General features: G+C 66.9%; 23 protein-coding genes and 1 pseudogene. 17 read left to right on the forward strand and 7 right to left on the reverse strand.

Translation table 11 applies throughout. The features are described 5' to 3' along the window. Nucleotides 1-18: 18 nt before the first annotated feature. On the reverse strand, nt 19-816 hold the full coding sequence (locus MUH00_RS20270; RefSeq protein WP_247004667.1) for a UbiA prenyltransferase family protein: 798 nt from the start codon (nt 814-816) through the stop codon (nt 19-21). Nucleotides 817-1040: 224 nt separating this feature from the next. Here MUH00_RS20270 and MUH00_RS20275 point away from each other — a divergent pair, with 224 nt between their 5' ends. The 4 genes from MUH00_RS20275 to MUH00_RS20290 all read left to right on the forward strand — a co-directional run bounded on the left by MUH00_RS20275 (nt 1041) and on the right by MUH00_RS20290 (nt 5437). Beyond that, nucleotides 1041-2579 carry a class I adenylate-forming enzyme family protein gene (locus MUH00_RS20275; protein ID WP_247004669.1) on the forward strand — a complete coding sequence of 513 codons (1539 nt, stop codon included), beginning with the start codon at nt 1041-1043 and terminating at the stop codon, nt 2577-2579. 62 nt (nt 2580-2641) lie between these two features. Continuing rightward, nucleotides 2642-3265, forward strand: coding sequence for an MBL fold metallo-hydrolase (locus MUH00_RS20280; RefSeq protein ID WP_247004671.1), 624 nt, complete (start codon nt 2642-2644; stop codon nt 3263-3265). A gap of 62 nt (nt 3266-3327) precedes the next feature. Then, the gene (locus MUH00_RS20285; RefSeq protein ID WP_247004673.1) at nt 3328-4719 is read left to right on the forward strand and encodes a CoA-binding protein; all 1392 of its coding nucleotides are present in this window, start codon (nt 3328-3330) and stop codon (nt 4717-4719) included. Next, on the forward strand, nt 4712-5437 hold the full coding sequence (locus MUH00_RS20290; RefSeq protein WP_247004675.1) for an acetate--CoA ligase family protein: 726 nt from the start codon (nt 4712-4714) through the stop codon (nt 5435-5437). The genes MUH00_RS20285 and MUH00_RS20290 overlap by 8 nt, the downstream gene beginning before the upstream one ends. Before the next feature lie 56 nt (nt 5438-5493). Here MUH00_RS20290 and MUH00_RS20295 read toward each other — a convergent pair whose 3' ends face one another. After that, complete coding sequence (locus tag MUH00_RS20295; protein WP_247004677.1) at nt 5494-6372, reverse strand: fumarylacetoacetate hydrolase family protein; 879 nt, start codon at nt 6370-6372, stop codon at nt 5494-5496. Nucleotides 6373-6550: 178 nt separating this feature from the next. On the opposite strand from MUH00_RS20295, the gene MUH00_RS20300 reads away from it, so the two are divergent. From MUH00_RS20300 to MUH00_RS20310, 3 genes are all read left to right on the forward strand, one after another. Next, nucleotides 6551-7630 (forward strand): cupin domain-containing protein, encoded by a 1080-nt coding sequence (locus MUH00_RS20300; RefSeq protein WP_247004678.1) that lies wholly within the window; start codon nt 6551-6553, stop codon nt 7628-7630. Nucleotides 7631-7730: 100 nt separating this feature from the next. After that, nucleotides 7731-7916, forward strand: a complete 186-nt coding sequence (locus MUH00_RS20305) for a hypothetical protein (protein WP_247004680.1) — start codon at nt 7731-7733, stop codon at nt 7914-7916. A gap of 232 nt (nt 7917-8148) precedes the next feature. Further along, nucleotides 8149-8472 carry a hypothetical protein gene (locus MUH00_RS20310; RefSeq protein WP_247004682.1) on the forward strand — a complete coding sequence of 108 codons (324 nt, stop codon included), beginning with the start codon at nt 8149-8151 and terminating at the stop codon, nt 8470-8472. 101 nt (nt 8473-8573) lie between these two features. Here MUH00_RS20310 and MUH00_RS20315 read toward each other — a convergent pair whose 3' ends face one another. Continuing rightward, on the reverse strand, nt 8574-9803 hold the full coding sequence (locus tag MUH00_RS20315; RefSeq protein WP_247004684.1) for an FAD-dependent monooxygenase: 1230 nt from the start codon (nt 9801-9803) through the stop codon (nt 8574-8576). A 219-nt stretch (nt 9804-10022) separates the two neighbouring features. Here MUH00_RS20315 and MUH00_RS20320 point away from each other — a divergent pair, with 219 nt between their 5' ends. Continuing rightward, on the forward strand, nt 10023-10727 hold the full coding sequence (locus MUH00_RS20320; protein ID WP_247004686.1) for an ABC transporter ATP-binding protein: 705 nt from the start codon (nt 10023-10025) through the stop codon (nt 10725-10727). 95 nt (nt 10728-10822) lie between these two features. Here the strand turns inward: MUH00_RS20320 and MUH00_RS20325 are convergent, their stop codons facing one another. From MUH00_RS20325 to MUH00_RS20335, 3 genes are read right to left on the reverse strand one after another with little or no spacing between them, the layout of a single operon-like run. Continuing rightward, nucleotides 10823-11857 (reverse strand): branched-chain amino acid ABC transporter permease, encoded by a 1035-nt coding sequence (locus MUH00_RS20325; protein ID WP_247004688.1) that lies wholly within the window; start codon nt 11855-11857, stop codon nt 10823-10825. Further along, nucleotides 11857-12738 (reverse strand): branched-chain amino acid ABC transporter permease, encoded by an 882-nt coding sequence (locus MUH00_RS20330; protein WP_247004690.1) that lies wholly within the window; start codon nt 12736-12738, stop codon nt 11857-11859. The genes MUH00_RS20325 and MUH00_RS20330 overlap by 1 nt, the downstream gene beginning before the upstream one ends. A 35-nt stretch (nt 12739-12773) precedes the next feature. Next, entirely contained in the window at nt 12774-14012 is a 1239-nt protein-coding gene (locus tag MUH00_RS20335) for an ABC transporter substrate-binding protein (RefSeq protein WP_247004692.1), read from the reverse strand. A gap of 199 nt (nt 14013-14211) precedes the next feature. Between MUH00_RS20335 and MUH00_RS20340 the strand changes: the two genes are divergently transcribed. Beyond that, nucleotides 14212-14958 carry an ABC transporter ATP-binding protein gene (locus MUH00_RS20340; RefSeq protein ID WP_247004694.1) on the forward strand — a complete coding sequence of 249 codons (747 nt, stop codon included), beginning with the start codon at nt 14212-14214 and terminating at the stop codon, nt 14956-14958. A 53-nt stretch (nt 14959-15011) separates the two neighbouring features. On the opposite strand, the gene MUH00_RS20345 is transcribed toward MUH00_RS20340, so the two are convergent. After that, the gene (locus MUH00_RS20345) at nt 15012-15413 is read right to left on the reverse strand and encodes an acyl-CoA thioesterase (protein ID WP_247004696.1); all 402 of its coding nucleotides are present in this window, start codon (nt 15411-15413) and stop codon (nt 15012-15014) included. 218 nt (nt 15414-15631) lie between these two features. Between MUH00_RS20345 and MUH00_RS20350 the strand changes: the two are divergent. The 8 genes and pseudogenes from MUH00_RS20350 to MUH00_RS20385 form a co-directional block, all read left to right on the forward strand. After that, a pseudogene (locus MUH00_RS20350) lies at nt 15632-16189 on the forward strand (FAD-binding oxidoreductase); the annotation flags it as partial. A 270-nt stretch (nt 16190-16459) separates the two neighbouring features. After that, nucleotides 16460-17482, forward strand: a complete 1023-nt coding sequence (locus tag MUH00_RS20355) for a CoA-binding protein (RefSeq protein WP_247004698.1) — start codon at nt 16460-16462, stop codon at nt 17480-17482. 163 nt (nt 17483-17645) lie between these two features. Then, nucleotides 17646-19067 carry an SLC13 family permease gene (locus MUH00_RS20360; protein WP_247004700.1) on the forward strand — a complete coding sequence of 474 codons (1422 nt, stop codon included), beginning with the start codon at nt 17646-17648 and terminating at the stop codon, nt 19065-19067. 92 nt (nt 19068-19159) lie between these two features. Continuing rightward, complete coding sequence (locus tag MUH00_RS20365) at nt 19160-21154, forward strand: 3-hydroxyacyl-CoA dehydrogenase/enoyl-CoA hydratase family protein (protein ID WP_247004702.1); 1995 nt, start codon at nt 19160-19162, stop codon at nt 21152-21154. Between the two features lie 2 nt (nt 21155-21156). Next, nucleotides 21157-22356: a thiolase C-terminal domain-containing protein gene (locus MUH00_RS20370; RefSeq protein WP_247004704.1), complete on the forward strand. Its 1200-nt coding sequence runs from the start codon at nt 21157-21159 to the stop codon at nt 22354-22356. After that, entirely contained in the window at nt 22353-22889 is a 537-nt protein-coding gene (locus MUH00_RS20375; protein WP_247004705.1) for a Zn-ribbon domain-containing OB-fold protein, read from the forward strand. The genes MUH00_RS20370 and MUH00_RS20375 overlap by 4 nt, the downstream gene beginning before the upstream one ends. After that, nucleotides 22886-24511 carry a long-chain-fatty-acid--CoA ligase gene (locus MUH00_RS20380; RefSeq protein ID WP_247004707.1) on the forward strand — a complete coding sequence of 542 codons (1626 nt, stop codon included), beginning with the start codon at nt 22886-22888 and terminating at the stop codon, nt 24509-24511. Before MUH00_RS20375 ends, MUH00_RS20380 begins: the two co-directional genes overlap by 4 nt. A gap of 370 nt (nt 24512-24881) precedes the next feature. Next, on the forward strand, nt 24882-25643 hold the full coding sequence (locus tag MUH00_RS20385) for an IclR family transcriptional regulator (protein WP_247004709.1): 762 nt from the start codon (nt 24882-24884) through the stop codon (nt 25641-25643). The last annotated feature ends 847 nt before the right edge of the window (nt 25644-26490 follow it).

The following is a 26490-nucleotide window of genomic DNA, read 5'->3' on the forward strand; positions in this document are numbered from 1 at the left end:
ACGCCCCTTCACCGCCGCTCATCCGAGCAGATTCGGACGGATCGCGAGCAACAGCGCGACGGCGAACGGATACGTGGCGGCGATCAACACGAGGACGGCGCGATCGGTCGGGTACCGACGGCGGAGACAGAGCAGCAAGGCACCGACGGGGAACGCGCCCGCGAGCGCGGCCCGCCGGGGGAGGACGCCGAGACTGCTTGCGAGCACCACCAGCGAGGCGCCAGCGGCGACGAGGGTCCAGGCGACCAGTGGGGCGCGGTCCCGCCCGAGGACGACCGGTACCGTCCGCTTCGAGACGAGCCGGTCGTGGCGATAATCGAGGAGGTCGAGGAGGACGCCGATTCCCGCCAGCTGCACGACGAACGCCAGCGCGACGGCGGCGACCGCCGGGGAGACCGTGCCGGTTTGCGTCGCGTACCCGCCCGCCGTCGCGAGGCCGATCCCGAGCGGGTAATCCGCGGTCGACGTGACGGGGTTCGCGTCCAGGTAGGGCGCGTGGAGCAGCCCGAGACCGACCAGCGGCGCGGTGAGCGCGACCGGGGCGAGTCCGGCGATCGTCCAAAGGAGGCCGACCGCAACGGCGAACGCGGCGATGGCGGCGACGATCGCGATCCAAATCTCGGCCGGCTCGAGCGGATTGCGGCCGTCCTCGCTCCTGACGTAGTAATCGACGTAGCCGTCCTTGAGGTGGGCCACGTACACGGCGAGGCCGACCGCGAGCGCGTGGACCGCGGCGGTCTCGCCGGTCGGATCGTCCGCGAGGAGCGCCCCGAACGCGGACACGGCCGGGGCGGGGACGAGGAATATCGGCTGCACGTGCACCCCGAGCCCTCGAGCGATCCTGCGATACCGACGCGAGCGTTCGGACACGCCGCTTCGTACGGCGGCGCCCGCCTTATATCGGTCGCGTTTCGTCTCGCGCCGGTCGACTCGCCCTGCCCCGATCGACGCGAGTCCCCGACGGAAATCGATCGCCGCTCCGCCGTATCATAATCATTAATACCCTCGGTAGCCGGTCACACACATAGGCGACGTGACCGATGAACTACATTGACACGTTCCGGCGAACCGTCAGGTGTCATCCGACGAAGGCAGCGATCGTCACCGACGGAGGGTCGACGACGTACGAGGAACTGGACGAACGGACGACGAGGCTCGCGAACGCGCTGAACGAACGCGTCCCGGAGGGACGAACCGCGACCCTCGCGCTCACCGGGTCGACGGCGATCGAAACGATGCTTGCGAGCCAGAAGCGGGGACTCGGGAACGTGCAACTCCCGTTTCGCGCCGCACCGGGTGCCCTCGCGTCGATGCTCGAATCGACGGCGGCGTCGACCGTCCTGTTCGACGACGCGAACGCCGAGAAGGCCGTCGAGTTACTCGATCGGACGGTGTTCGAGGCGGGGATCCACGCGGGGGAGCGATCGATCGACCGCGAGGACGTCGAGGACTACGAGGCGGTCCTCGCGAACGCGTCGACGGAGCCGGTCGAACCGGATCCGGCGTACGAACACGGCGTCTTCTACACGAGCGGGACCACGAGCACGCCGAAGGCGGTGCTGTTCGATCAGGAGCAGCTGTGGTACGGGAGTACGCAGGTCGTCATGGAGATGGGACTCGACGAGACGGACGTGGCGCTCGTCACGACGCCGTGGTACCACATGGTGACGGCCGACGCGTGGATCCTTCCGCACTTCCAGGCGGGGGCGACCCTGGTCGTCCAGTCCGACTTCGATCCCGACGAGTCGCTCCGGCTCGTCCAGGAGCACGACGCGACGGGGATGCTCGCCGTTCCCACCCAGCTTCACGCGCTGGCGGACGCGCAAGCCGAGGCGGGATACGACGTGCGCACACTCTCATACATCCGGACCGGCGGCTCGATCGTCACCGAGCAGCTCGTCGAGAAGGCGTCCGAGCACCTGACCGAGGGGATCTACAACACGTACGGGCTGACCGAGGGTGGGCCGAACCTCACCTTCGCTCACCCGTCGGCGCAGGACGAGCACGCGGGAACGATCGGGACGGAGTCGTTCACGTGGGAGCTCCGGGTCGTGGAGGCCGCCGAACCCGACGAAGACCCCGATCCGTCGGCGACCGTCGAGCCGGGCGAGGTCGGCGAGGTCATCGCCCGCGGGCCCGGCATGAGCGACGGCTACCTGAACCACCCCGAGGCGAGCGAACAGGCCTACGTCGACGGCTGGCTCCGCACCGGCGACTGCGCCGAGGTCGACGAGGACGGCTACCTCTACATCGTCGGCAGGGTCGACAACATGATCGTCAGTGGCGGGGAGAACGTCTATCCCGAGGAGGTCGAGGACGTCCTCGAGTCCCACGAGGAGGTCGAGGTGGCCGTCGTGATCGGGCTCGAGGACGAACGGTGGGGCCACCGCGTCGCGTGCGTCGTATACGGCTCCGACAACGTCGACGTCGAAGCCCTCGATCGGTTTTGCAAGGACCACGACCGGCTAGCCAACTTCAAGCGGCCGCGCGAGTACGTGGTCTCGAACGAACTGCTCCCGCGCACCGACACGGGAACCATCGAGCGGGACACGGTCTACGAGGAGTTCTTTGGCGCGTAGGCGCCGATCCGACGTGGAAGGCCCCCTCGTTATATAACGGCCCGCGATCTACTGGCGTGCTGATGTACGCCGAGATACTGCCCGACGTCGTAGACGTCACCCTCCGCGACGACGGATCGGCCCGCTACCGCGCGTTCCTCGTCGACGCGGACGTCCCGACGCTCGTCGATACGGGGCTGCCGGACACGACCGACACGCTGTTCGCCGCGCTCGAGGACGTCGGCGTCGATCCCGAGCGCGTCGTGATCACCCACGGCGACGCCGATCACGTCGGCGGGTTCGAGGCCGTGACCGAGCGGTACGCGGTCGAAACGTTCGCCCCCGAAGGAACGGACGTCGACGATTCGCTCGTCGACGAGCGGTTCTCCGACGGGGACGAGATCGGCCCGTTCGAGGCCGTCCACGTTCCGGGTCACACGCCCGATCACCACGCCCTGGTCGACGAATCGCGCGGCTTCGCCGTCCTCGGCGACGCCGTCTTCGGTTCCGACGCCCGCGGTCTGCCCGCGGACTACTTCGTCCTCCCGCCGGCGTTTTACTCCGCGGACCTGGCCCGCGCCGACGAGGGCCTCGAGCGCCTCCTCGCGTACGAGTTCGACGCGGGGCTGGTCTTCCACGGCTCCTCGGTGCGCTCCGGGGCGCGCGACAAACTCGAGTCGTTCGTCGAGTTCGCCGGGAAACCCTGATCGGTTCCGCGTCCGATCGCGCTGGGGAAACTACTTGGGCCCGGTGAACTAACAGGGCGCGTATGGCCGTGACGAGCCTATTCGACCCGAGCGGAATCGCCGTCGTGGGGGCCTCGGAGACGCCCGGAAAGATCGGATACGAAGCGATGCGGAACGCGATCGAGTTCGACGGGCCGGTCTACCCGGTCAATCCGTCGGCGTCGGGAACGGTATTCGATCGGGAGTTCGTCCCCTCGGTGACCGACGTCGGCGACGACGTCGACCTCGCCCTGCTGTGCGTGCCGGCGCCGATCGTTCCGGACGTCATCGAGGAATGCGGCGAAGCCGGGATCGGCGGCGCGGTAATCTTCGCCGGCGGCTTCGCCGAGGCGGGCGAGGACGGAGAGCGGTTGCAAGGGCGGCTCGTCGAGGCCGCGATCGAGGGCGACGTCCACGTCCTCGGGCCGAACACGAGCGGGTTTCTGCGCCCGGCCGATCGTCTCTACGCGACGTTCGCCACGGACGTCGACGCGATCCCCTCGGGGAACGTGGCGATCGTCGCCCAGAGCGGCGGGCTCGCGTACGCCCTCGCGTTCCGAGCGGAGAACGAAGGGCGCGGCGTCTCCGCGATGGTCGGCCTCGGCAACCGGGCCACCGTCGGCTTCCGGGAGGCGGTCGAGCACTTCGATGCGGACGAGCGGACCGACGCGATCCTGCTGCACGTCGAGGGGACGGACGACGCGCGGGGTCTCCTCGAAACCTGTCGCGCGGCGGGGACGCCGATCGTCGCCTACAACGTCGGCGAGCAGGACGTGGGCGACTTCGCCGAGTCCCACACCGGCGCGCTGACCGGCCGGTACGAGCTGTACGAGGCCGGATTCGCCCAGTACGGCGTCCCGACCGTCCGCTCGGTCGCCGAGTTGCTGGACGCCGGGACGGCGCTCGCGTCCTGCCCCCGGCCCGACGGTCCGAACGTCGGCGTCGTCACCGCGCAGGCCGGTCCCGGGATCGCCATCGCGGACCGCCTGAAGGCCGCCGGGGCGGAGTTGCCGACGCTCACGGCGGAGACCCGAGAGATCGTCGAGGAGCTCCTGCCCGGCATGACGTACTCGGCGAATCCGGTCGACACGGGCCGGCCGATGCCCGAATTCGGGCAGATTGTCGACGCCGTCGCGCGCGACGAGAACGTCGACGTCGCGCTCGTCTACGAACTGTACGAGGGGGCCATCGGCTACCCGATCGACGCCCTCGAGGGGCTCGTGGCCGAGGTCGACAAGCCGATCGTCTTCGCGACCGGCGGCCCCAAAGCCGTGGTACGGAACGAACTCGCGGAGATCGAGGCGCTCGGGATCCCGACCTACCGGACGCCGGAGCGGGGGGCGGACGCGGCCGCGGCCCTCGTCCGGTACGCGCTGCGAAACCGGGAGCCGGAGGCAGTCGCCGGCGGGGACGAGGAGGTGCAGGCGGATGACTGAGACCGATCCGGCCGGCGCGCGGGACCCTATTCAGGCTGCACTGGCGGACGGCCGCACCGCACTGACCGAGTCCGAGGCCAAGGGGCTAATCGCCGATCGCGGTCTCCCGGTGCCGGGCGGCGAGACGGTCGGCTCGGCCGACGACGCCGTCGAAGCGGCCGCCCGTCTCGGCTACCCGGTCGTCGTCAAGGTCGCCTCGCCGACGATCCAGCACAAGAGCGAGTGGGCCGACGGTGCCGGCGTGGCCGTCGGACTCGACGACGCCGGCTCGGTTCGGGCGGCTGCGACGCGGATCTTCGAGGCCGCGGCCGATCGGGGTATCGACGCGGCGGCCCTCGTCGAGGAGGGGCTCGACGTCGAGGCGGGACTCGAGGTGATCGTCGGCGGTGCGCGCGATCCGTCGTTCGGTCCGACCGTCCTCGTCGGCCTCGGCGGAATCACCGTCGAGGTGCTGCGGGACGTCAGCCGGCGGATCGCCCCGGTCTCGACGGCCGAGGCCGTGGAGATGACTTGCGAACTCGAGGCGTCGCCGCTCTTCGACGGCTACCGCGGCGCTCCCGCGGTCGACCGGACCGCGGTCGCGGAGGCGATCGTCACCGTCGGGGACCTGCTCGTCGAGCGCGAGGCGGTTCGGGAGGTCGAGGTCAACCCGCTGCTGGCGCGGTCGGACGGGGCGGTCGCGCTCGACGCGCTGGTCTCCCTCGAAGACGAGCCGTAACTCGCGGACGCCGCTGCGGAACAGGACGGTCGGTTCGGCGTCGGGTTCGGACGCGGTCAGTTCCCCTGCTGGCTCTTCTCGACGCGGATGTCCTCGAACGCGAGGTCGCGATCGGTCACCTCGACGGTCATCGAGCCCACGTTCTCGATCGCGGCGTCTATCGTGTCGCCGCCGGCGATCGCGCTGACCCCCTCCGGGGTTCCGGTCGTGATCACGTCGCCCGCTTCGATGGTCATCCCGATCGAGGCGTACTCGACGACGTCGGCGCAGCTGTAGATCATGCCGCCCGTGTTCTCCTGCTGGCGGGTCTCGCCGTTGAGCTGCAGCTCCATCTCGAGGTCGTGCGGGTCGCCGACCTCGTCGGGGGTCGCGACGCACGGGCCGATGATGGTGAACGTGTCGTAGGACTTGCGGTTCGAGCGGTCCTGATCGCCCCGGACGGAGACGTCGAGCAGGATCGTATAGCCCAGGATCGCGTCCCAGACGTCGTCGCTGTCGATGTCCTTGACGTCTTCGCCCATGACGAACGCGAGTTCGATCTCGTGGTCGACCCGGCGGTCGGTGAAGGGGAGCTCGATCCCGTCCTCGGGCCCGGCGACGCTCGAGGGCGCCTTGAGGAAGTAGCCCTTGTCCTCGATCGTGAACCACTCCTCGGTGACGATGTCTTTGTCGGCGATAGCCTCCTCGACGTGGTTCTCGTAGTTCAGCGGTGCGGCGATCACCTTCCCCGGCCGGCGAACGGGCGATTCGATCCGGACGTCCTCGATGTCGTAGTCGCGGTCCTCGTCGGCGTACTCGCTCGCGTCGAGGCCCTTCTTCGCGTACTCCGCGAGCGGGTCGTTCGTCTCGAGGCCGAGACGGTCGGTGACGTCGACGACGCCGTCGTCGTCCGTGAGCAAGCCCAGTCGGTCGTCGTTGAACCTGACGAATCGCATGGTAGATGTACTGTCACAGGTCCATATAAATAATCCCCTCTCGCCCGGCGGCGCGGCCGACCGATCGTCGGGGGACGGATCTCCGATTCGGACGAGAACGGCCAGATCGGCCCCGTTCGCTCGCGCGGCGATCGCCCCCTCCAACACACTTATGGCGTCGTTTGACATATATTCGGATATGGCACAGCAAGAGCCAGAGGAGCTCCTAGAACTGAGTTCCGACACGCGGAGTATCCTCGAGCAGAACGATCTCCGCCCGCTCTGGGAAGTGGAAGAAGAGATGGGACACCTCCTCGACGACCTCGAGCCGAACATCTGGAAGTGGGCGGACATCCAGGCCGCCATCGACGGCATCGAGGAGGACGTTCCGATCGCCGACCTTCCGCCGGGCTTCCAGCGGCGGGTCGCGGTCCCGATCAACGCGAAACACGCCGTCTCGAATACGATCTACGTCGGCGTCCAGACGGTCTCGCCCGGGGAAACCGCGCCGGCACACCGCCACGCCGCCAGCGCCCTGCGCTTTACCATCGACGGGCACGAGGACATGAAGACGGTCGTCGCCGGGGAGGAGTTCCCGATGAAGGACAACGACCTTATCACGACGCCCCAGTGGGAGTGGCACGACCACGTCAACGACTCCGACGAGACCGCCGCGTGGCTCGACGTCCTGGACCTGCCGCTGTTCCTCGACACGCTGAACAACACCCACGTCTTCGAAAACCACGAACTCGAGCGCCAGCCGGTCACGAAGACGCAGGGGTACTGGGACTCCCAGTACGGCCGCGGCCGCCCCTCGAACGAGGAGAACGACGGCTCCATCCCCGGGCCGTTCCAGGGGACCAAGGAGCCGACGCCGCCGTACCGCTTCGGCTGGGACGAGATGCTCGAGTCGCTCCACCAGTACGCCGACAACGACGATCCCGACCCCTACGACGGGTACAGCCTCGCGTACGTCAACCCGGCCACGGGGGAGCCGCCGCTGTTCCCCACGATGTCCTTCCGCGCCCAGCTGCTGAACGACGGCCCGACGGACGCGCACTTCCACAACTCGACGGAGGTCTACTTCGTCATCGAGGGCGAAGGCGCAACCCACGTCGACGGCGAGGCCCTGGAGTGGGACACGTGGGACCTCTTCGTCGTACCGCCGGACAGCCCGCACCACCACGAACCCGACGACGAGGCGATCCTGCTGGGCATGACCGATCGGCCGATCCTCGAGTCGATGAACTTCTACGCCGAGGCCGAGGTCTCCGAGTAATCCGGATTCGTTCGATCGGGGCGCTGACTGCGCCGTTTCCGTCCTACGCGAGCGGGCGACTGGGCAATACTCTTATAGATCGTCGCCCTAGGTAGCCCGTATGGCCGAGTTCGACAACCCGTACGTCGACGAGGACCCGTTCGTCCGAGCCCACTTCGACTGCTTGGATTGCGGCGGAAAGCTCTGGGAGTACGCGATCCAGCGGCAGATGGTCTGCGAGGACTGCCGCGGCGTCTTCCCGTCGGAGCAGGTGTTCGAGGCGAGCGTCGAGGGGACGGCGGACTGAAGGGTGGATCGGGACGCCGATCGGCAGCGCGCTCGCGTTTTTCCGAGTCCGTCGACGCTGTTTCGTCGGGGGCTCGGATGCGGGGTAGGGATCCCGAGCGGCGAAACCGGCCCGTCCGCTCGAGCCGTCAGAACGGGTGCTCCCGCGCCGCGCGCCGAGGAATCTCCGTCACCGTCGTCCCTCCCGACGGCGAATGAGATGGATTTACGTGGGCTCGACGAGGAGTGTGACCATGGCGCGCGAAACAGATCTCGAAGCGATCGCAGCACAGCGTGACGACCTTCCCGACGCGTCCGACGTCTACGACGAGGACGAGACGATCCCGATCACCGAGGTGTTCGACGAGCGCTTCGTGCGGGAACGCACCCGGTACGACTCGTTCGACGAGCTGGTGCTGGCGAGTCCGAGCGACGCCGACTCGGCCGCGGACCTCGAGACGGTTCCCCACGGCGAGTGGCACGAGTTCATCGCCGAGACGACGGACTTCGAAGACGAGGAGGAGTTCGTGCTGGCCGGCCGCGATCACTGGGTCGCGAAGCGACTGGAGCTACGCTGACGGGCGCACCGATCGCCGGGTTTCGAATCGGACGGCCGGAGACCGTCGATATCCGCCGAAACGGACGAGAGAAGCGAAACCGCGTTCAGCCGGGAGACGGATCAGTAGCTCCCCGTCGAGACGATCGGCGGGGTGCCGTGCGGGCCGTACGGCGCGTCGTCGAGCCACTCGCCGGCGGCCTCGAAGTAGTCGGCCATCTCCGCGGCGATCTCCTTTCGCAACACCGTCACGGGGTCGTCGCCCTGGAGGTACTCGAGGGCCTGTCCGGCCGCCCCGATGTTGTACTCGGCGGCCTTCTCCCGGCGCGCGGCGAACAGCTCCACCTCGTCGCGGGCGACCGCCTCGGTCCTCGCGTCGATCGCGACGGCGACGGCCGACGCCGCCTCGTCGGCGTCCGCCACGCCGGAGTTCATTCCGCGGGCGCCGAAGGGCGCCAGCAGGTGGGCCGCTTCGCCGGCCAAGAGGACTCGACGGTGGTCGTCCACGAAGGAGTCCGCGTTCACCTGGAGGAACCGGTAGGACGACACCCACGACACGTTGTCCTCGTACCGCTCGCCCATGACGTCGCGGACGAACGTGCGCATCCGCTCGTCGCCGCTTAGCTCCTCGGGATCGTCGTCTTCGTAACACTGGATGTCGAGGCGCCAGCCGCCGGTAAACGGGACGAGCAGCACGTTCCGTCCGTCGGCCTCGGGCGCGTCGTAGTGGAACACCCGCTCGAGCGGGAGCGGGTCGTCCTCGACCTCGTCGACGTCGGCGATAATGAAGTGGTTCGCCGACTGGTCGCCCTCGAAGTTCACCCCGATCTCGTTGCGGACGGTAGATCCGCCGCCGTCGGCGCCGATCAGGTACTCACAGTCCCACTCGCGGCCGTCCGCGGTCTCGACGCGAACGCCGTCCGGGGAGGAGTCGACGGTCTCGACTTCGGCCTCCCAGTGGACGTCGATCCCGGCCTCGTCCAGTGCGTCGAGCATGTACCGCTCGGTCACGACCTGGGGGACGCTGGTGAAGTGGGGGATGTCCCCCGAGCCGCCGGGTGAGTCGTACGTCCGGTTGAACACCTCCGTGCCTCGGTAGAGGGTCCGTCGCGTCGGCCAGACGAGCCCCTCGTCGACGAGGTCGGTCCCCAATCCCGGGTGGATTCGCTCGAGCGTCCGCAGCGTCGAGCCGTGGACGTAGATGGCGCGGCTCCCGGACCGATCCCGGCCTTCCGGGTCGGCCTCGAGGATCGTCGCGTCCACTCCGCGCGCGTTCAGTGCCAGTGCGGCCGTCATTCCGACCGGGCCGGCGCCGGCTATCAGTACCGGGGCCTCCCGCGTAATCCCGCTCATGCCGCGTGACAACGCAGCACGTTCTCATAGTAGTTGTGATCTGCGGGTACCGCCGTCCGCCGGCGATCGGGGGCCGGGGAACCAGTTTGAGGAGAGAAATCGAGTCGTCGCCGTTCGGAATCGCCCGCCAACGATCGGTTCTCGGCCGCCCGCGCGGCGGATCGGTCCCGGTCGCGGAGGCACATTTTTATCCCTGTACTGAGAGACTCACGGTATACGATGACGCTGCTCGAAGTCGACGCAATCGACGTCGCGTACGGTAACGTTCAGGTGATCTGGGACGTGAGCTTCGACGTCGCGGAGGGCGAAACGGTGGCGCTGCTCGGGGCCAACGGCGCGGGAAAGACCACGGTGCTGAAGACGATCTGCGGGCCGCTGACGCCCGAGACGGGAGCGGTCCGGTACAGGGGGACGTCGATCGGTGACCTCGATCAGGACGAGGTCGTTCCGAAAGGGGTCGTCCACGTCCCCGAAGGGCGCGAGATCTTCACACAGAGCACCGTCGCGGAGAACCTTCGCCTGGGCGCGTACACGAACCCCGACGAGGCGGACGAGCGGTTCTCGTTCGTCTACGACGTCTTCCCGCGTCTTGAGGAGCGCACGGACCAGCAGGCGGGGACCCTCTCGGGCGGCGAACAGCAGATGCTCGCGATCGGCCGGGGACTGATGAGCGATCCGGACCTGATCCTGCTCGACGAGGCCAGTTTGGGCCTCGCGCCGGTGCTCGTCGACGACGTGTTCGAGGCGATCGGGGAGATCACCGATCGCGGCACGACGGTCCTCATCGTCGAACAGGACGTCAACAACGCGCTTCGGGTCGCCGACAGGGGATACGTCCTCGAATCGGGCCGGATCTCCATGTCGGGTCCCAGCGACGAACTCGCCTCGAACGACGACCTCACGGCGACGTACCTCGGCGGGTGATCGGTCGTCGCTCCTGACGCTGACTCCGGCTCCGGCGTCTGCCGTCGCGAGGGGTCGGACGAAAACTAGAACGGCGGGGCGGTTCGAACGGTCCCTCAGTCGCTCGCCGTTTCGTCGGGGGTGGGGACGCTCCCGCTCGGCGGATCGCCGCCGGACGGTTCGCCGACGCGATCGGAGATGACACCGTAGAGCCCCTTCGGCATGTAGATCATAAAGAGGATGATGAGCAGCCCCTCGATCGCCGTCGAGTAGCCGCTGGCCACCTCGCTGAGGAGCTGGTCCAGTCCGACGAACAGTCCGGCTCCCAGGACGGGTCCAGTAACCGTCCCCATTCCGCCGAGGACGACGACGACGAGCGCTTCCACCATCCACTCGATGCCGAGCACGTCCGCCGGATTGAGGTACAGCGTGTACTGGGCGTAGAGTCCGCCCGCCATCCCGGCCATGGCCGAGGAGATGCCGAACGCGATCAGCTTGTACTTCAGCGGATTGATACCGAGGCTGCTGGCCGCCGCCTCGTCGTCGTGGATCGCCCGCATCGCCAGCCCCCACGAACTCGTGACGACGTAGTAGGAGACGAGCACCGTCGCGACCGTTATCGCCAGCGTCAGCAGGAACAGCAGCTCGTGATCGTAGCTCGAGTTGACGAAGTAGCCGCTCGACCCTCCGGAGATGCCGCGCTCGTTCGACAGGACCCGCTCGATGATCGCCGCGAGCGCGAGCGTCCCGATGGCGAAGTAGTGACCGGTCAGTCGGAAGATAGCCGGGCCGATGGCGAGCGCTAGGAGTCCCGCGGCGAGCGCGCCGCCGATGAGGGCCACGATCACCGGCGACTGGACCGACTCGGAGAAACCGGCTCGGGTCGGCGTCGTCAGCCAGGCGGAGACGTAGGCACCGAACCCAAAGAACGCGGCGTGGCCGAGCGAGATTTGGCCAGCGTAACCGCCGATGAGATCCCAGGAGACGCCGAGGATCACGAAGATGAGCACGCGGAAGAAGACCTGCGCGAGCCACCGCTCGGTGACGAACGGCACCGCCGCGAACGCCAGCACGGCGCCGATCGAGATCGCCACTCGACGACGATCGCTGAGCAACGCGCGGACGAAGCTCCCCCGTTCGGACTCCGCCATCACTCCTCACCTCCCGAGGTGCCGAACAGTCCCTGGGGTCGCACCAGGAGGACGGCCAGAAAGATGCTGAAACTGATCAGGTCCCGGTATCCGCCGCCGACGAAGAGCACGCCGACGTTCTCCGAGACTCCGAGAACCAGCCCGCCGACGAGCGTCCCGATGACGCTTCCCACGCCCCCGAGGACGACCACGGCGAACGCCTTGAGCAGGTACGACCAGCCCGCGTACGGCGTGAAGGGAAACAGTATCGACAGCAGTGCGCCGGCCGCGCCCGCCAGCGCCGTTCCGAGGCCGAGCGTGATGATGTAGATCCTGCCGGTGTCGATGCCCATGTACTGAGCCGCGTCGGTGTTCTGTGCGGTCGCTCGGATCGCGAGTCCCGTCGTCGTGTACCTGAGGAACGCCCAGACCCCGACGATCAGGGTGACCGAGACGCCGAATGTGACGACCCGCGAGAACGACAGCACAGCGGGGCCCACCGGGATGCTCGAGCCGGGGATTCCGATGCTCGCTCGCTGGGGCTCGCTACCGAGGACGATTCGCGCGACGCTCTGGAGGACGAGCGCGAGTCCGAAGAGGACGATGATCGGCTGTTCTATCCCCTCGTCGACCACGCGCTCAAGCAGGACGCGCTGCAGGAACACCCCGAACGCGAACAGCACTCCGGCCGCGAGCAGCATGCCCACGAGCGGGGTGATCCCGGTCGCGGCGAACAGCAGAATGCCGACGTACGCGCCCGCCATGAGCATGTGCCCGTGGGCGAGGTTGACGACGTCCATGATGCCGAACACGAGCGAGAGGCCGAGCGCGGCGACGGCGTAGATTCCCCCGATGAGAAGTCCGTTTAGCAACGACTCGAATGCGAGTTCTGGTGAAACCATGTGTAGTTGGTGAATGTGCGTGTCGAGAACGAGCCCTATCGATCGCTCCAGGCCGGAACCGGGTACTCGAAGTCCGCGGCCCGTTCGTCGTCGGCGTCCGGGTAGACGGTGTACTGGTTTCCGTCCAGCCACTGCCCGGTCGGCGCCGTCAGTTCCCCTTCGGCCGGCAACCCGTTATCCTCGAAGCTGAACGAACCGATGACCGTCTCGAAGGTCTCCGACCGGAGCGCGTTCTGCACGTCCGAGGGATCGGTCGAGCCCGCGGCGTCGATCGCCTGGGCGGTCACCTGGGCGACGTTGTACCCGCCGCCGACCGCCGTGCGGATGAACTCCCCGTCCTCGAGCCCGTACTCGTCCTCGTACGCGCTCCACATCTCCTCGTTTCCGTTGTCCGTCAGCCCGGGTACCCAGCCCGGACACATGCACACGTACTCGCCGTTGCCCTCGAGCGCGTTCCACCAGTCGGTGGGATCCGCCCCGCGGACGAACTTGATGACCTCCGGCGAGAAGCCCTGATCCTCCATCTGCTGGATCATCGTGATCCCGTCCGGCGGCGTCGGCACCGAGAGGAGGATCTCGACGTCCTGGTTGGCCGATCGGGAGATGAGCGTCGTGAAGTCGCTCGCGCCGTACTCGTACTGCTCCCGAAGGACGACGTCGTACCCCGCGTCGTCGAGCGTCTCCTCCCAGGACGCCGACTGCTCTTCGCCCCAGTCGGAGTTGGGCTCCCAGATGCCGACGTTCGTCGGTCGATCGTCCTCGGGAACGAGTTCGAGGAGCCCCACGGTCGATCGCGCGACGTCCCTGGACTTCGGGAACGCGGCGTACGTCCATTCGTAATTTTCGTTTCGGTGCGGGGCTTCCTGCGCGAAGTAGGCGGCGACGAACGGAATTCCCTCCTGCTCCGCGATTCTGCTCCCCGCGGTCACCAGCTCGCTGGAGAAGCTCCCCCAGATCACGTCGGCCTCGCCGGCCATCTCCAGGAGTCGATCCCTGACGACGCTCGGATCGCTCTCGTCGCTCTCGTACAGAAACTCGACCTCCTGGCCGAGCGTCTCCTCGATGTGCGCGACGCCGAGTTCGTACCCCTGTCGCATCTCCTCGGCCATCGACTCGAACGCCCCTTCCATCGGAATCGTCGTCGCGATCGTGATGTCGGCGTTACTCTCGTCGCTATCCAGCAGCGTACACCCGGCCGTCAACCCTGCGGTCGCGACCGCCCCGGTCGACTTGATATACGAACGCCTAGTTCGCTCGGTGCTAAAGTTCACCATGGCTTGCTTTGCCAGATGTAAGACGATCGTATTAAATGGTATGGTTTATTGTGGACGTCGTTCGCTGGACACCGGTCTCGCCGGTGACGTCGACCGAGCGACGTTCGAACCGCGAAGCGCGCGGTTTTCCGATCCGAACCGCCCCGACGAGTGTGCGATGGGGTAGGTTTATGCGGGTGGGTAGTCAACGCGTGACAAAATGGCACTACTGGAAGGAGAGAACCTGACGAAGAACTTTGGGGGAGTCCTCGCCGTCGACGACGTCTCGTTCTCGATCGATCGCGGGGAATCGGTCGGGCTCATCGGCCCGAACGGGGCCGGCAAATCTACCCTGTTTCGCCTGATCACCGGCGTCCACGAACCGACCGAGGGGCGCGTTTTTCTCGACGGCGACGAGATCACCGGCGCGGACCCCCACGAGATCTGCCATCGGGGGCTCGTCAAGACCCACCAGATCGTCCGCCCGTTCGAGCACATGACCCTCCTCGAGAACGCGACCGTCGGCGCCGAGTTCGGCGGCCGCGAGATCGACGATCCGACCGAACGGGCCTACGAATCGCTCGAGTTCGTCGGTCTCGATCACCTGGCGCACACGAACCCCGACGAACTGAGCGTCGGCGCGCTCAAGCGCCTCGAGATCGCACGCGTGCTCGCGACCGATCCCGAAGTGATGCTGTTCGACGAGGTCGTGGGCGGGCTCGACACGGACGAGACGGCGGAAATCGTCGACCTCATCGGCGACATCAAAGAGAGCGGCAAGACCATCTTCCTCATCGATCACGTGATGCGGGCGCTGATGTCCGTGAGCGAACGGGTGTTCGTCCTCGACAACGGACAACTCATCGCCCGCGGCACGCCCGAAGAGATCCAGGACGATCAGCGCGTCATCGAGGCGTACCTCGGAACGACGGCCGATCGGGATCCGGCGGGCGCCGTGGGCGACTGAGCGGTTCGGGCCGTGTGCCGTTGTCCGGTCCCCGCGGCCGACCGCGGCGTCTGTCACTCGGCCGCGCTTTCGATGGCCGCTCTGAGATCGTCCGGAACCGGAACGCCGCCGTCGCCGTCGACCGGGACGCAGACTCGATACTCCGTCCCCTCGAAGACGGTGTCACCATCGTGGGTTGCGACGTAGTCGAACCGGACGCTCGACTCGCCGACCTCCGGAGTCAGTTCGATCGTAACCCGGTCGCCGCTGCGGACCTGGCCCGTGAAGTCGAACTCCATCGAAACGAGTGGCAGGCCGAGGCCGTGTTCCTCGGTCAGTTCCCAGTACGGAACGCCGACGTGTTCCATGAACGCGTCCGACGTCTCGTGAATCGCGTCGATCATGCGCGGGTAGTGGGCGATGCCGAACGGATCCGTATCCGAAAAGCGGACGGTCCACGTGTGCGTGAAACTCATAGTTTCGTCCCGTAGCAACCCGGCGGAGGATTATAAAAACCGCGGCGAGCGACGGGGTGAGTCCCTCGATTCGACCGAAATGACGATGATCGGTGGGCGCGACCGATCGAACCGTTTAGTTCGTTCGAGCGAGTCGGAAACGGTATGACCACGGATTCCGACGACGCAGTCGAGCGCGGCGAGCGGGACAGCGAAGCGGCTTCGTCGCCCGGGGATCGATCTCGGGCGACGTCGAGCGGCCAGCGCTGGTGCGCGATCTCCGGGCGCGCGTCGATGGAGACGTCCGGTTCGACGCCTACACGCGCCAGTTGTACGCGACCGACACGAGCGCGTACGAAGTGACGCCGGTCAGCGTCGTCTTTCCCCGGATCGACCGCCGACGTCGCCGCGACCGTCGCTTACTGCCGGAGCGCGAGATTCCGGTGCTCCCGCGGGGCGGCGGGACGAGCCTCGCCGGACAGGCGGTCAACGAGGCCGTCGTGCTCGATTTCACTCGGCACATGCGCGATATCGTCTCGATCGATCCCGACGAGCGACGGGTCCGGGTCCAACCGGGGACGGTTCTCGCCGACCTCAACGAGGCGCTCGCCCCGCACGGGCTGAAGTTCGCGCCGGACCCGGCCGCTGGAAACCGCAGCGCGATCGGCAACAACTCGACGGGCGCCCACTCGCTCGTCTACGGGAAAACGGACGCGTACGTCGAGGCGTGCGAGATCGTCCTCGCGGACGGAACGGTCGCCACACTCGGCGACATCCTCTTCGAGCAGATCGACGAGAGCGACGCGAGGATCGTCTCGGCGCCCGGGGCGTCCTGTCGCACTCAGCTCGCCGACGGCCGGATCGATCCCGTTCCCGCCGACAGCGCGCTGGCCGGCACCGCGCTCGACCGCGAAGAGCCACCGACGCCGATCGAACTGCTCGCGCACGCCCTTCCCGGCGGGGTGACGAGTCTCGACAACGCCGATCGTCGCCGACAGGGGACGACCGCACCGGCCGAGTCCGATACATCCACGTGATTTATAGTGCAATACTCGATTTATCACGGTATGTGCCTATCCGATCTCTTTGATCCGGACGGGATCGCTGTCGTCGGCGCCTCGGCGACGCCGGGCAAACTCGGAAACGACGCGATGTCCAACGTCGAGGCCTACGACGGCGAGGTCTATCCCGTCAACCCCCTGGGTTCCGGGACCGTTTACGACTACGAGTTCATCGAGTCGATCGCCGAGACCGACGCTGATCTGGCACTGTGTTGCGTGCCGCGTCACGTACAGCCGCAGGTCCTCGAGGAGTGCGGCGAGGCGGGCGTCGGCGCCGCCGTGATCTTCGCCGGCGGATTCGCTGAGACGGACGGCGAGGGCCAGGAACTCCAGGACGAGATCGCGGCGATCGCTGACGAGTACAAGATTACCGTCCTCGGCCCGAACACGGCCGGGTACGCGATCCCGCAGGACGACCTGTACGGCTCGTTCATCCCTCGCATCCACGAGGTCGGGAGCGGGAACGTCGGGATCGCCGCGCAGAGCGCCGGCGTCGCAATCACCCTGTCGTTTCACCTGACCCGCGAAGGGTACGGCGTCTCGGCGATGTTCGGCCTCGGCAACCGGGTGCACACCGAGTTCGCGGACGTGATCCCGGCGCTCGACGAGGATCCACGGACCGAGGCGATCGTCCTCCACGTCGAGGGGACGGTGGTCGTCGAGACCCTCCTCGCGGTCTGCCGGGAGGCCGAGACGCCGATCGTCGCGTACACGGTCGGCGAGCACGATGTCGCCGACGCGCCCGCACTGGACGGCCCGAATGTCGACGCCGTCGCGCGCGACGAGAACGTCGACGTCGTCCTCGTCTACGAGATCTACGATGATTCCCTCGGCTACCCCGTCGACGAACTCGAGGCGCTCTCGGCGGATCTCGACAAGCCGATCCTCCTCACGGTCGCCGGACCGCACGAGGCGCTGCGGGAGGAGCGCGAGCGAATGGAGGCCTTCGGGATTCCGACGTTCGACACGCCCGAGCGCGGAGCTCGGGCCGTAGCCGCACTCATCAGATCGATCTCGGGAGGAGAGTGAGGGGCCCCGGATTCGACGATTCCCGATCGGCGAGCGGGCGTTCGGCGAGCGCTGCCGGTCTCCGCCGGCCGCTCAGAACCGAGCAGCGAGGGCGGCAGCCGGTCCGGAAATCGAGGATCGATACCCGCGACAGTTATGCTGTTGTACTGAGATGTGTGCGCCAATGACTCGTTCGGAAGCGATCCAGACGCTCCGATCGCCGCCGCTGGCGTTCTCCCTGGCGGCGCTCGTCGGCCTCGCGACGTGGTCGCTCGGCTCCGGATCGACCGCGGCGTCGGCCGCGAACGCGCCTGCGGCCGCGCCGATCCTCGCGATCACCCTCTTTTGTATCGTCCTCTGGATCCTGACACCCGTTCCGCCCTCGTATGCGGGCCTGATCGGCATCGGGCTGATCGCCGTCACTACTTCGACTGACCTGGCGCTCTCAGGCTTTCAGAAGCCGGCGACGTGGCTCATCGGGTTCGGGTTGCTGATGGGCGAGGCGACGCGTCGGAGCGGACTCGCGACGGAGGCGGGTCGGTGGATCGCGATCAGGAGCGTCTCCGACGCGGTTCGGTCCGATTCCGTTCGGACGTACCGTCGGCTCCTCCTCGCGCTGTCGCTCGCGGCTCACGCGCTCGCCCTGTTCGTTCCGTCCTCGCTCGTGCGCATCCTCGTCGTGGCCCCCATCCTCCGGGAGACCGGATCGCTCTTCGAGTCCCGGGAGGCTCGCGTCGGGATCTACCTCGGCCCGCTGTTCGCCACATTCTACGGGTCGTCCGGCATCCTGACCGCCGACCTCCCGAACATCATCATCACCGGGTTCGGCCAGTCGATCGCCGGGCACGACGTCTCCTGGTCCGAGTGGCTGTTTCAGATGTATCCGGTCATGGGCCTCACCCGCGTCCTGCTCGTCGTCGCCGTCACGTACCTCCTCTTTCGGCCGTCGCCCAATTCGAGCGTCGATCTGCCCGAGTCCGGATCCGACGGCCTCGGGCCGGTCGAACGGCGCATGCTCGGGTTTCTGCTCGTCGGCGCGCTCGTCTGGGCGACGGATTTCGTTCACGGCCTCCACCCGGTGGTCGGTGCGGTGGCCGTCGTCGTGCTCGCGTACCTTCCGGGAATCGGCGTCGTCGACTTCGACGCGGTCGGCACCGACGTCGACTTCTCCATCCTGTTTTTCATCGCCGCCGTGTTCGCCATCGGCGACGGACTCACGGAGACCGGGTTCACGGACGAGGCGGCCACGCACCTCCTCGACTTCGTACCGACCGGCGCGCCGCTCGCGGTGATCCTCGCGTGCGTGTTCTTCATCACCTTCGCGCTCGCGTTTCTGATGGAGGGATTGGCCGTCGCGAGCGTCCTCACGCCGATCCTGATCCCGTACGCGGAGGCGGCGGGACTCCCGTTGACGCCCGTCCTGATGGCTGAGACGATGGCCTTGAGTTCGTACTTCTTCCCCTACCAGTCGGCGGTTCTCATCGTCATCCTGGCCGAGGGGGACATCGAGACGCGCGAGCTGATCAAGACGACGGTGGCGTGTTCGGTCGCGACGATCCTGCTCTTGCTTCCCCTCCAGCTCGGCCTGTTCGGCCTCCTCTACTGACGCGGCGCACGGCGTCTCGGAACGGTCCGGGGACGTTCTCACCCCGCCGCTTCTCCAAAGATATATAGTGTCTAATCGCACATCCGTTCTTGATGCCGAATGACACTGTCGAGCGCGTAGCAGTGCTGGGTGCTGGTAGCATGGGCCACGGAATCGCCGAACTCGCCGCCCTCGGCGGGTACGACGTGACGATCCGCGACATCGACGAGGAGATCGTGGCGGAGGGCTTCGAGAACATCGAGTGGAGCCTCGAGAAACTCGAGGAGAAGGGACGCATTGACGAGGCGAGCGACGTCGTGCTGTCGCGCATCTCGACGACCACCGACCTCGCCGAGGCCGTCGACGACGCGGACCTCGTGATCGAGGCGGTTCCCGAGCGGATGGACGCCAAGCGCGATACGTTCGCCTCGGTCGATGAGCACGCGCCGGAGGGCGCGATCCTGGCGTCGAACACCTCGAGCCTCTCGATCTCGGAGATCGCGGCGGCGACCGACCGTCCCGATCGGGTCGTCGGCCTGCACTTTTTCAATCCGCCGGTGAAGATGGATCTCGTCGAGGTGACCTACGGCGACGAGACGAGCGACGAGGCGGCCGAAACCGCCTTCGAGTGGGTCGAGTCGATCGACAAGACGCCTATCTACGTCCGCAAGGACGTCCACGGTTTCGTCGTGAACACCGTCCTCGTCCCCTACATGGAGGAGGCGGCGTGGATGCTGTCGAACAGCGAGACGACGATCCGGGAGGCCGACGCCACGATGGTCTACGAGCGGGGCTTCCCGATGGGGCCGTTCGAACTCAACGACTTCGGCGGCATCGACATCGGCTACCACTTCCGCGCGGAGTCCGACCAGCCGGTTCCGCCGATCGTCGAGGAGAAGGTCGACGCCGGCGATCTCGGGCGAAAGAGCGGCGCCGGCTTCTACGACTACGAGGGCGGAGAGACGTCGGAGACGTCTCAGGCAGACGGCGAAGCCGTCGACGGCGCCGGCGTCGACTACGAGCCGACCGACGCTGGCGGGTACGACGCGCTCCGGACCGAGGCTGTGATGATCAACAAGGCGGCGTGGCTCGTCGGCAACGACGTGGCGACGCCCGAGGAGATCGATATCGGCTGCCGCCTCGGCGGGAACTTCCCCGAGGGGATGTGCCGCCGCGCCGATCGCGTCGGACTCGACGTCGTCCTCGAGAAACTCGAGGAACTCTCCGCCGAGTACGACGCCGAGCGCTACGACCCCGCCGACTACCTCGTCGACCTCGTCGAAGAGGGGCGGACCGGCGAGGACGCCGGGAGGGGCTTCTTCGACTACCGTGTCGACCCGCCGTACTTCTACGTCGACTGGGAGCTCGACGGCGACGGCGTCCTCGAGATCACCCTGGACCGCCAGGAGCGGCTGAACTCGATGTCGGAGGACATGTTCGCGGAGATCGACCGGCTACTCTCCGACGTCGACGTCGACGAGGTCTCCTGCGTCGTCTTCACCGGCGCGGGGGACCGCGCGTTCAGCTCCGGCGCGGACATCACCGGCTTCACCGCCGGCGACCCGACCGACATCATGGACCCCGACGACGTGTTCCAGACCGTCTACGAGTTCGACCGGCCCACGGTCGCGAAGATCGACGGCTTCTGTCTCGGCGCGGGCATCGAACTCGCGCTCGCCTGCGACATCCGCGTCGCGTCCGCGGACTCGACGATCGGGACGCCGGAGACGACCCTCGGCGTGATCCCCGCCGGCGGCGCGACGCAGCGCCTCGTCCGCCTCGTCGGCGAGGCACGGACGAAGGAGATGGTGTTCCGCGGAATGCAGTTCGACGCCGAACGGGCCGAGGAGTGGGGCATCGTCAACCACGCCGTCCCCGAAGGCGAACTCGACGAGGTCGTCGACGACATCGTGGACGACCTCGTCTCGGGGCCCCCGATCGCGCTCAAGGCCGCGAAGGAGGTCATCAACGACGGCCAGGAGGCGAGCCTCGAGTCGGCGCTCGCGATGGAGAAGCACGCGTTCGCGCTGCTCTCGACCACCGACGACATGCTCGAGGGCGTGACGGCGTTCAGACAAAACCGCGAGCCGCGGTTCGAGGGTGAGTGACCGTGGGCGCCGCGACTCGAAACGTCGCCATCGTCGGCGGCGGACACGCGAAGTGGGGGGAGCGCGACGCGACCTGGAAGGACCTCGCCCAGGAGGGCGGGAAGGCGACGTTCGACGCCGTCCCCGACATCGGCCCCGAGGATATCGAGGGGCTGTTCGTCGGCACGGTCCAGCCCGAGCGCTTCGCCTACCAGACCCACGTCGCGCCGATGGTGGCCGAACTGCTCGGGATCGACGTCGACGCGATGATCGCCCGGACCGAACTGGCCTGCGCGAGCGGCCAGGCCGCGCTCCGGTACGCGTGGCTCGCCATCGCGGCCGGCCAGCTCGACTGTGCGCTCGTACTCGGCGTCGAGAAGATGAACCTCGGCCGCGAGCGCATGCCGGAGATGCAGGGGTCGATGTCGAACGTCCTCGATCGCGAGTTCGACGGCGTCAACGGACTCACCGCGCCGCCGTTTTTCGCGTGGTACGCCCAGCGCCACATGCACGAGCACGGGACGACCCGCGACCAGCTCTCGCTGGTGGCCGCGAAGAACAAGAACAACGCCGCGACGACTGACTTCGCGCAGTTCCGGACGGAGGTCGATCCGGCGGACGTCACGGAGTCGCCCGAGATCGCACCGCCGCTGCACCTCTATGACTGCAGCGGGATCACCGACGGCGCGGCCGGCACGATCCTGATGAGCGAGGAGAAGGCCCGCGAGGTCACCGACACCGCGGCCTGGATCGTCGGCAGCGGCCAGTCCTCGATGGCGGGGAACTCGATCAACAACCTTCCCTCGTTCAGCGGGTGGCCCCAGGCCCGGACTGCCTCGCGGACGGCCTACGAGCAGGCGGGCATCGAGGACCCGCTCGCGGAGATCGACGTCGCGGAGGTCCACGACTGCTTCTCGATCAGCGAGATCATCGAGTACGAGGAGCTGGGCTTCGCCGATCGCGGCGAGGGCGGCCAGTTCATCGAGGACGGCCGGAGCCGCCTCGACGGCGACGTCGCGGTCAACCCCCGCGGCGGCCTCCTCGGCTGTGGCCACCCCCTCGGCGCGACGGGCGTCTCGCAGGCGCTCGAGATAACCAACCAGTTCAAGGGCACCGTCCCGAGAGACAGGCTCGTCGACGGCGCCGAAACCGGCCTCATCCACAACTTAAGCGGAAGCGGGTCGGTCCACAGCGTGATGGTCTTCGACCGTGATCCGAAATGACCGACACAGACAGATTTGACGACGACTCGACCGCGATCGATCGGGAGCCGACGCGAGAGCGCGTCTCGGTTCCGACGGAGATCGAGCTGCCCAGACTGCTCGATTTCTACGAGCTACAGACCGACAACCACACGCGGATCCACGCGTTCTACGACAACCTCCGGGAGGGTCGGCTGACAACGACCCGCTGTCTCGACTGCGAGGAGATCCACTTCCCGCCTCGGATCGTCTGCCCCGAGTGCACGGGCGACGACCTCGAGTACGTCGACCTCCCTCACGAGGGCGAACTGTACGCTTTCTCGGCGGTGCGAGGCGGCCTGCCGATCGGACTTCGGGAACACGACGTCCCGTACGTGGTCGCGGTCGTCGACCTCGGACCGGTCAGGCTGTCGGCCCGGGTCGACGGCGCCACCCACGACGACCTCGAGATCGGCGATCCGGTGACGCTGAAGATCGTCGAGATCGACGGCCCGACCGACGAGGAACGCGTGTTTTACCGATTCGAACCGGTACCCGACGGTGATTCAGCATGAACAACTACGAGCTCACGCTACAGGTGATGATCGAACGGGCGACCGACCTGTTCGGTCACAAGGAGATCGTCTCGGAACTGCCCGACGGAACGACCCACCGGTACACGTACGCCGACGCGTACGACCGGATGGGCCGATTGGCGAACGCGCTCGACGACCTCGGGATCGAGCCCGGAACGCGCCTGTCGGTGATGGCGATCAACCACTACCGCCACTACGAGCTCTACTTCGCGCTCCCGTGCAGCGGCCGAAGCATCCACATGACGAACCACATGCTCCCCGACGAGCACCTCGTCGAGATCGTCAACGAGGCCGAAGACGAGATCGTCTTCGTCGATCCCCAGTTCGTCGAAACGGTCGAGCGCGTGGCGGACGAATTCGAGACGGTCGAGCGCTACGTGGTCCTCGACGACGAGGTCCCCGAAACCGACCTCGAGCCGGTCCACGCCTACGAGGATCTGTTGGCGGATCAGGATCCGACGTACGACTGGCCCCACGTCGCCGAGGATCGGGAGGCGGGGATCTGCTACACCTCCGGGACGACGGGGCTCCCGAAGGGCGCAGCCTACACCCACCGGAGCCTCTACCTCCACACGGTGACCCACAGCCACGTCGACGTCTTCGCGATCAGCGAGAACGACGCCGTGATGCCCGTCGTCCCGATGTACCACGTCAACGGGTGGGGGCTGCCCTACACGTCGACGATGTGCGGTTCGAAGCTCGTCCTCCCGGGTCCGAAAACCGGCGCCGAGGAGATCGTCGAGCTCATCGAACGGGAGGGCGTGACCGTCACCGCGGCGGTGACGACGGTGTGGCTTGAGGTCGCGTCGCTCTACGACGAGCGCGACGGCGTGGAACTCGAGAGCCTCGATCGCGTCCTCATCGGCGGGACGTCCCCGCCAGAGTGGCTCATGGAGAAGTTCGACACGGAGATCGGCGCGCCGATCCACCAGGGGTACGGGATGACCGAGGCGGCCCCGCACCTCGTCAACACGATGACGACGACCGAGGTGGCGCAGCTGTCCGAGAGCGATCGGTACCGGCAGCAGATGAAACCCGGCATCCCTGCTCCGGGGGTGCGGATCCGGCTCCGGGACGCGGACGGAAATCCGGTCCCTCGCGACGGCGAGTCGACCGGGGAGATCCAGGTCCGATCGCCGTGGCTCATCGACGAGTACCACGCCCGGCCCGAGGAGACCGAGGCGTCGTTCACCGAGGACGGCTGGTTCAAGTCCGGCGACGTCGGCGTGATCGACGAGTACGGCTACCTCGAGGTCGTCGATCGCCTCGACGACGTCATCAAGAGCGGCGGGGAGTGGATCTCCTCGCTCGAACTCGAGAACGAGCTGATGGCCCACGACGCCGTCGAGGAGGCGACGGTGATCGGCGTCGAGCACGAAAAGTGGGAGGAGCGCCCGGTCGCCTACGTCGTGGCCTCGCACGACGGCGCCGCCGAAGCCGAGCTCCGAGCGCACCTCCTCGAGCGGTTCCCCAAGTGGTGGCTTCCCGACCGACTCTTCTTCTGCGAATCGATCCCGAAGACGACGACCGGGAAGTTCGACAAGAAGGCCCTGCGCGACGAGTTCGTCGACGAGTACGGCGCGCTGCCGCTCGCGGAATAGCCGCGTCGTCTGCCCCCTCTCGTTTACCGTCCGGTTTTCGAGGTGAGTGTCCGTCGTCGAGATCCGTCTCCGAGAATCCCTCCGAACCATCCGTCCAATATTAGTGGACGCCACGCCTTCTCCTCCCCGACATTCACGTAGAAACCAGTGACTTCCGCTTCGATCGACATTCACTTTACAACCATATGGGTGTAATACCACGCTCCGTTCTGCCAGTTTTCGAAATCGTCGTCCAGCAGTACTGGCCGGATCGAGAGAAGCGTCTCGATCCGCCGCTCGGAACCGTCGTCGCGAACGACGAGTCGAGCGCGCGACTACCACCGTCCATCATTATCGGACGTTTTATTGATCGGCGGTCGGATGGACGAGTATGACCGAACGATCGTCTTCGATGTCGTCCGTTCTTCGGGCGTTCGCCGTCCTCGAGGTGCTCTGGGAGACGAACGGCGCGGGACCGTCCGAGATCGCCGATCGATTGAACGTTCCGAAGAGCACCGCGCACGCGCACCTCAGCACGTTAGCCGAGACGGGGTACGTCATCAACGACGACGGCGACTACCGGCTCGGTTACAAGTTCCTCACGACCGGTTCGCGGATCAAACACCGAAACGGCCTCTTTCAGGTCGCCGAGGAGTTCATGACGGACCTCGCCGATCGGACGGGCGAGCTGGTGTCGCTCGTGGTCGAACAGTCGGGGCAGGCGGTGATCCTGCACAAGGCGTCCGGCGACCGATCGCTCGAGTTGGGGATCTACTCCGGCATGACGACGCCGCTTCACACCAACGCGACGGGAAAGACGATCCTCGCGAGCCTCCCCGACGAACGGACAGACGAAATCCTCGACGCGCGGGGATTGACGCGGGTGACCGACGAGACGATCACCGACGAGGAGACGCTCCGGGCCGAACTCGAGGAGATTCGCGAGCGAGGGTACGCCGTCGACTGGGACCAGCAGGTGACGGGGATGGGCCTCGTCGCGGCGCCGATCGTCGTCAACGATCGGTTGGAGGGCGCCATCGGCATCGTCGGTCCGACGGGACGGATCACGGACGAGGACTACCAGCGCACCCTCGTCAAAACGTTGCAGGAGACGATCGACTCGATTACGATCAAGTATCGGTACGGAACCTGATCGCCCGTTCGGCCGATCCTCGAGTCGATGAACTTCTACGCCGAGGCCGCGATCGCCGCGCCGAGACCACGGCGGCCCTTCGGTTCGGTTTCTAGGATCGCCGTCTCCACTCCCCGTGCATACAGGGTTAGTGCCGCCGTCGGTTAAGCGTGATAGAAGGAGAACGCACGGCGAAGTGTTTCGTGAGAGCGAACGATCAATCTTGGATATCAGTACAGAAACGATTCGACGCGTCCGAGAGACCGTACTCACCGTCGACCGGCGGCGAGAGGCACACGATCGGCTCAGAACCAGGACCGGGGACCCGTCGAGCTACGCGCCGTCGACAACGGCGAACGCGTGTTCGTGATCAGTCTGCGCGCGATCGTCCGTCTCGATGAAATTGCGGTCGTCGGTCTTGAGGACGTCTGGTGATACGGGTTCCACCGGCCTCGACCTGTAACGACATCTGTCGACGGCGCGAGAACGCGACTGTCCAGGACGATCGATCCGTCGGAGTCGCTAACCACCGCCGTCTCGGTGCTAACCGGCTCATCCGGTCTATCCACCGTTTCAGAACTTTCCGTCTCTGATATCGTCTCGTCTGCCGACGCGTCGTCAAAGCGGCCGGTTCCGTACCCGGCGTGTCCTTGTCGACCTCGAACACCACGACTATGTCCCGATGGGCCCTCTGCCCGTTCTCGGCGCGCAGTTCCGCGCTCTCGCCGTCAGACCATACAATGGCCTTCCGATCTTCGAGCACGAGGGCGACGTCGTGAAGAATAGTCAGACGTAGAGATCGGATTGCGACTGCTCGATCTAGGAGCGTCCGCCCGTCAGAAGCAGACGTTATTCGGCGTAGTACAGT

The organism is Halosolutus gelatinilyticus (assembly GCF_023028105.1).
GTDB lineage: Archaea > Halobacteriota > Halobacteria > Halobacteriales > Natrialbaceae > Halosolutus > Halosolutus gelatinilyticus.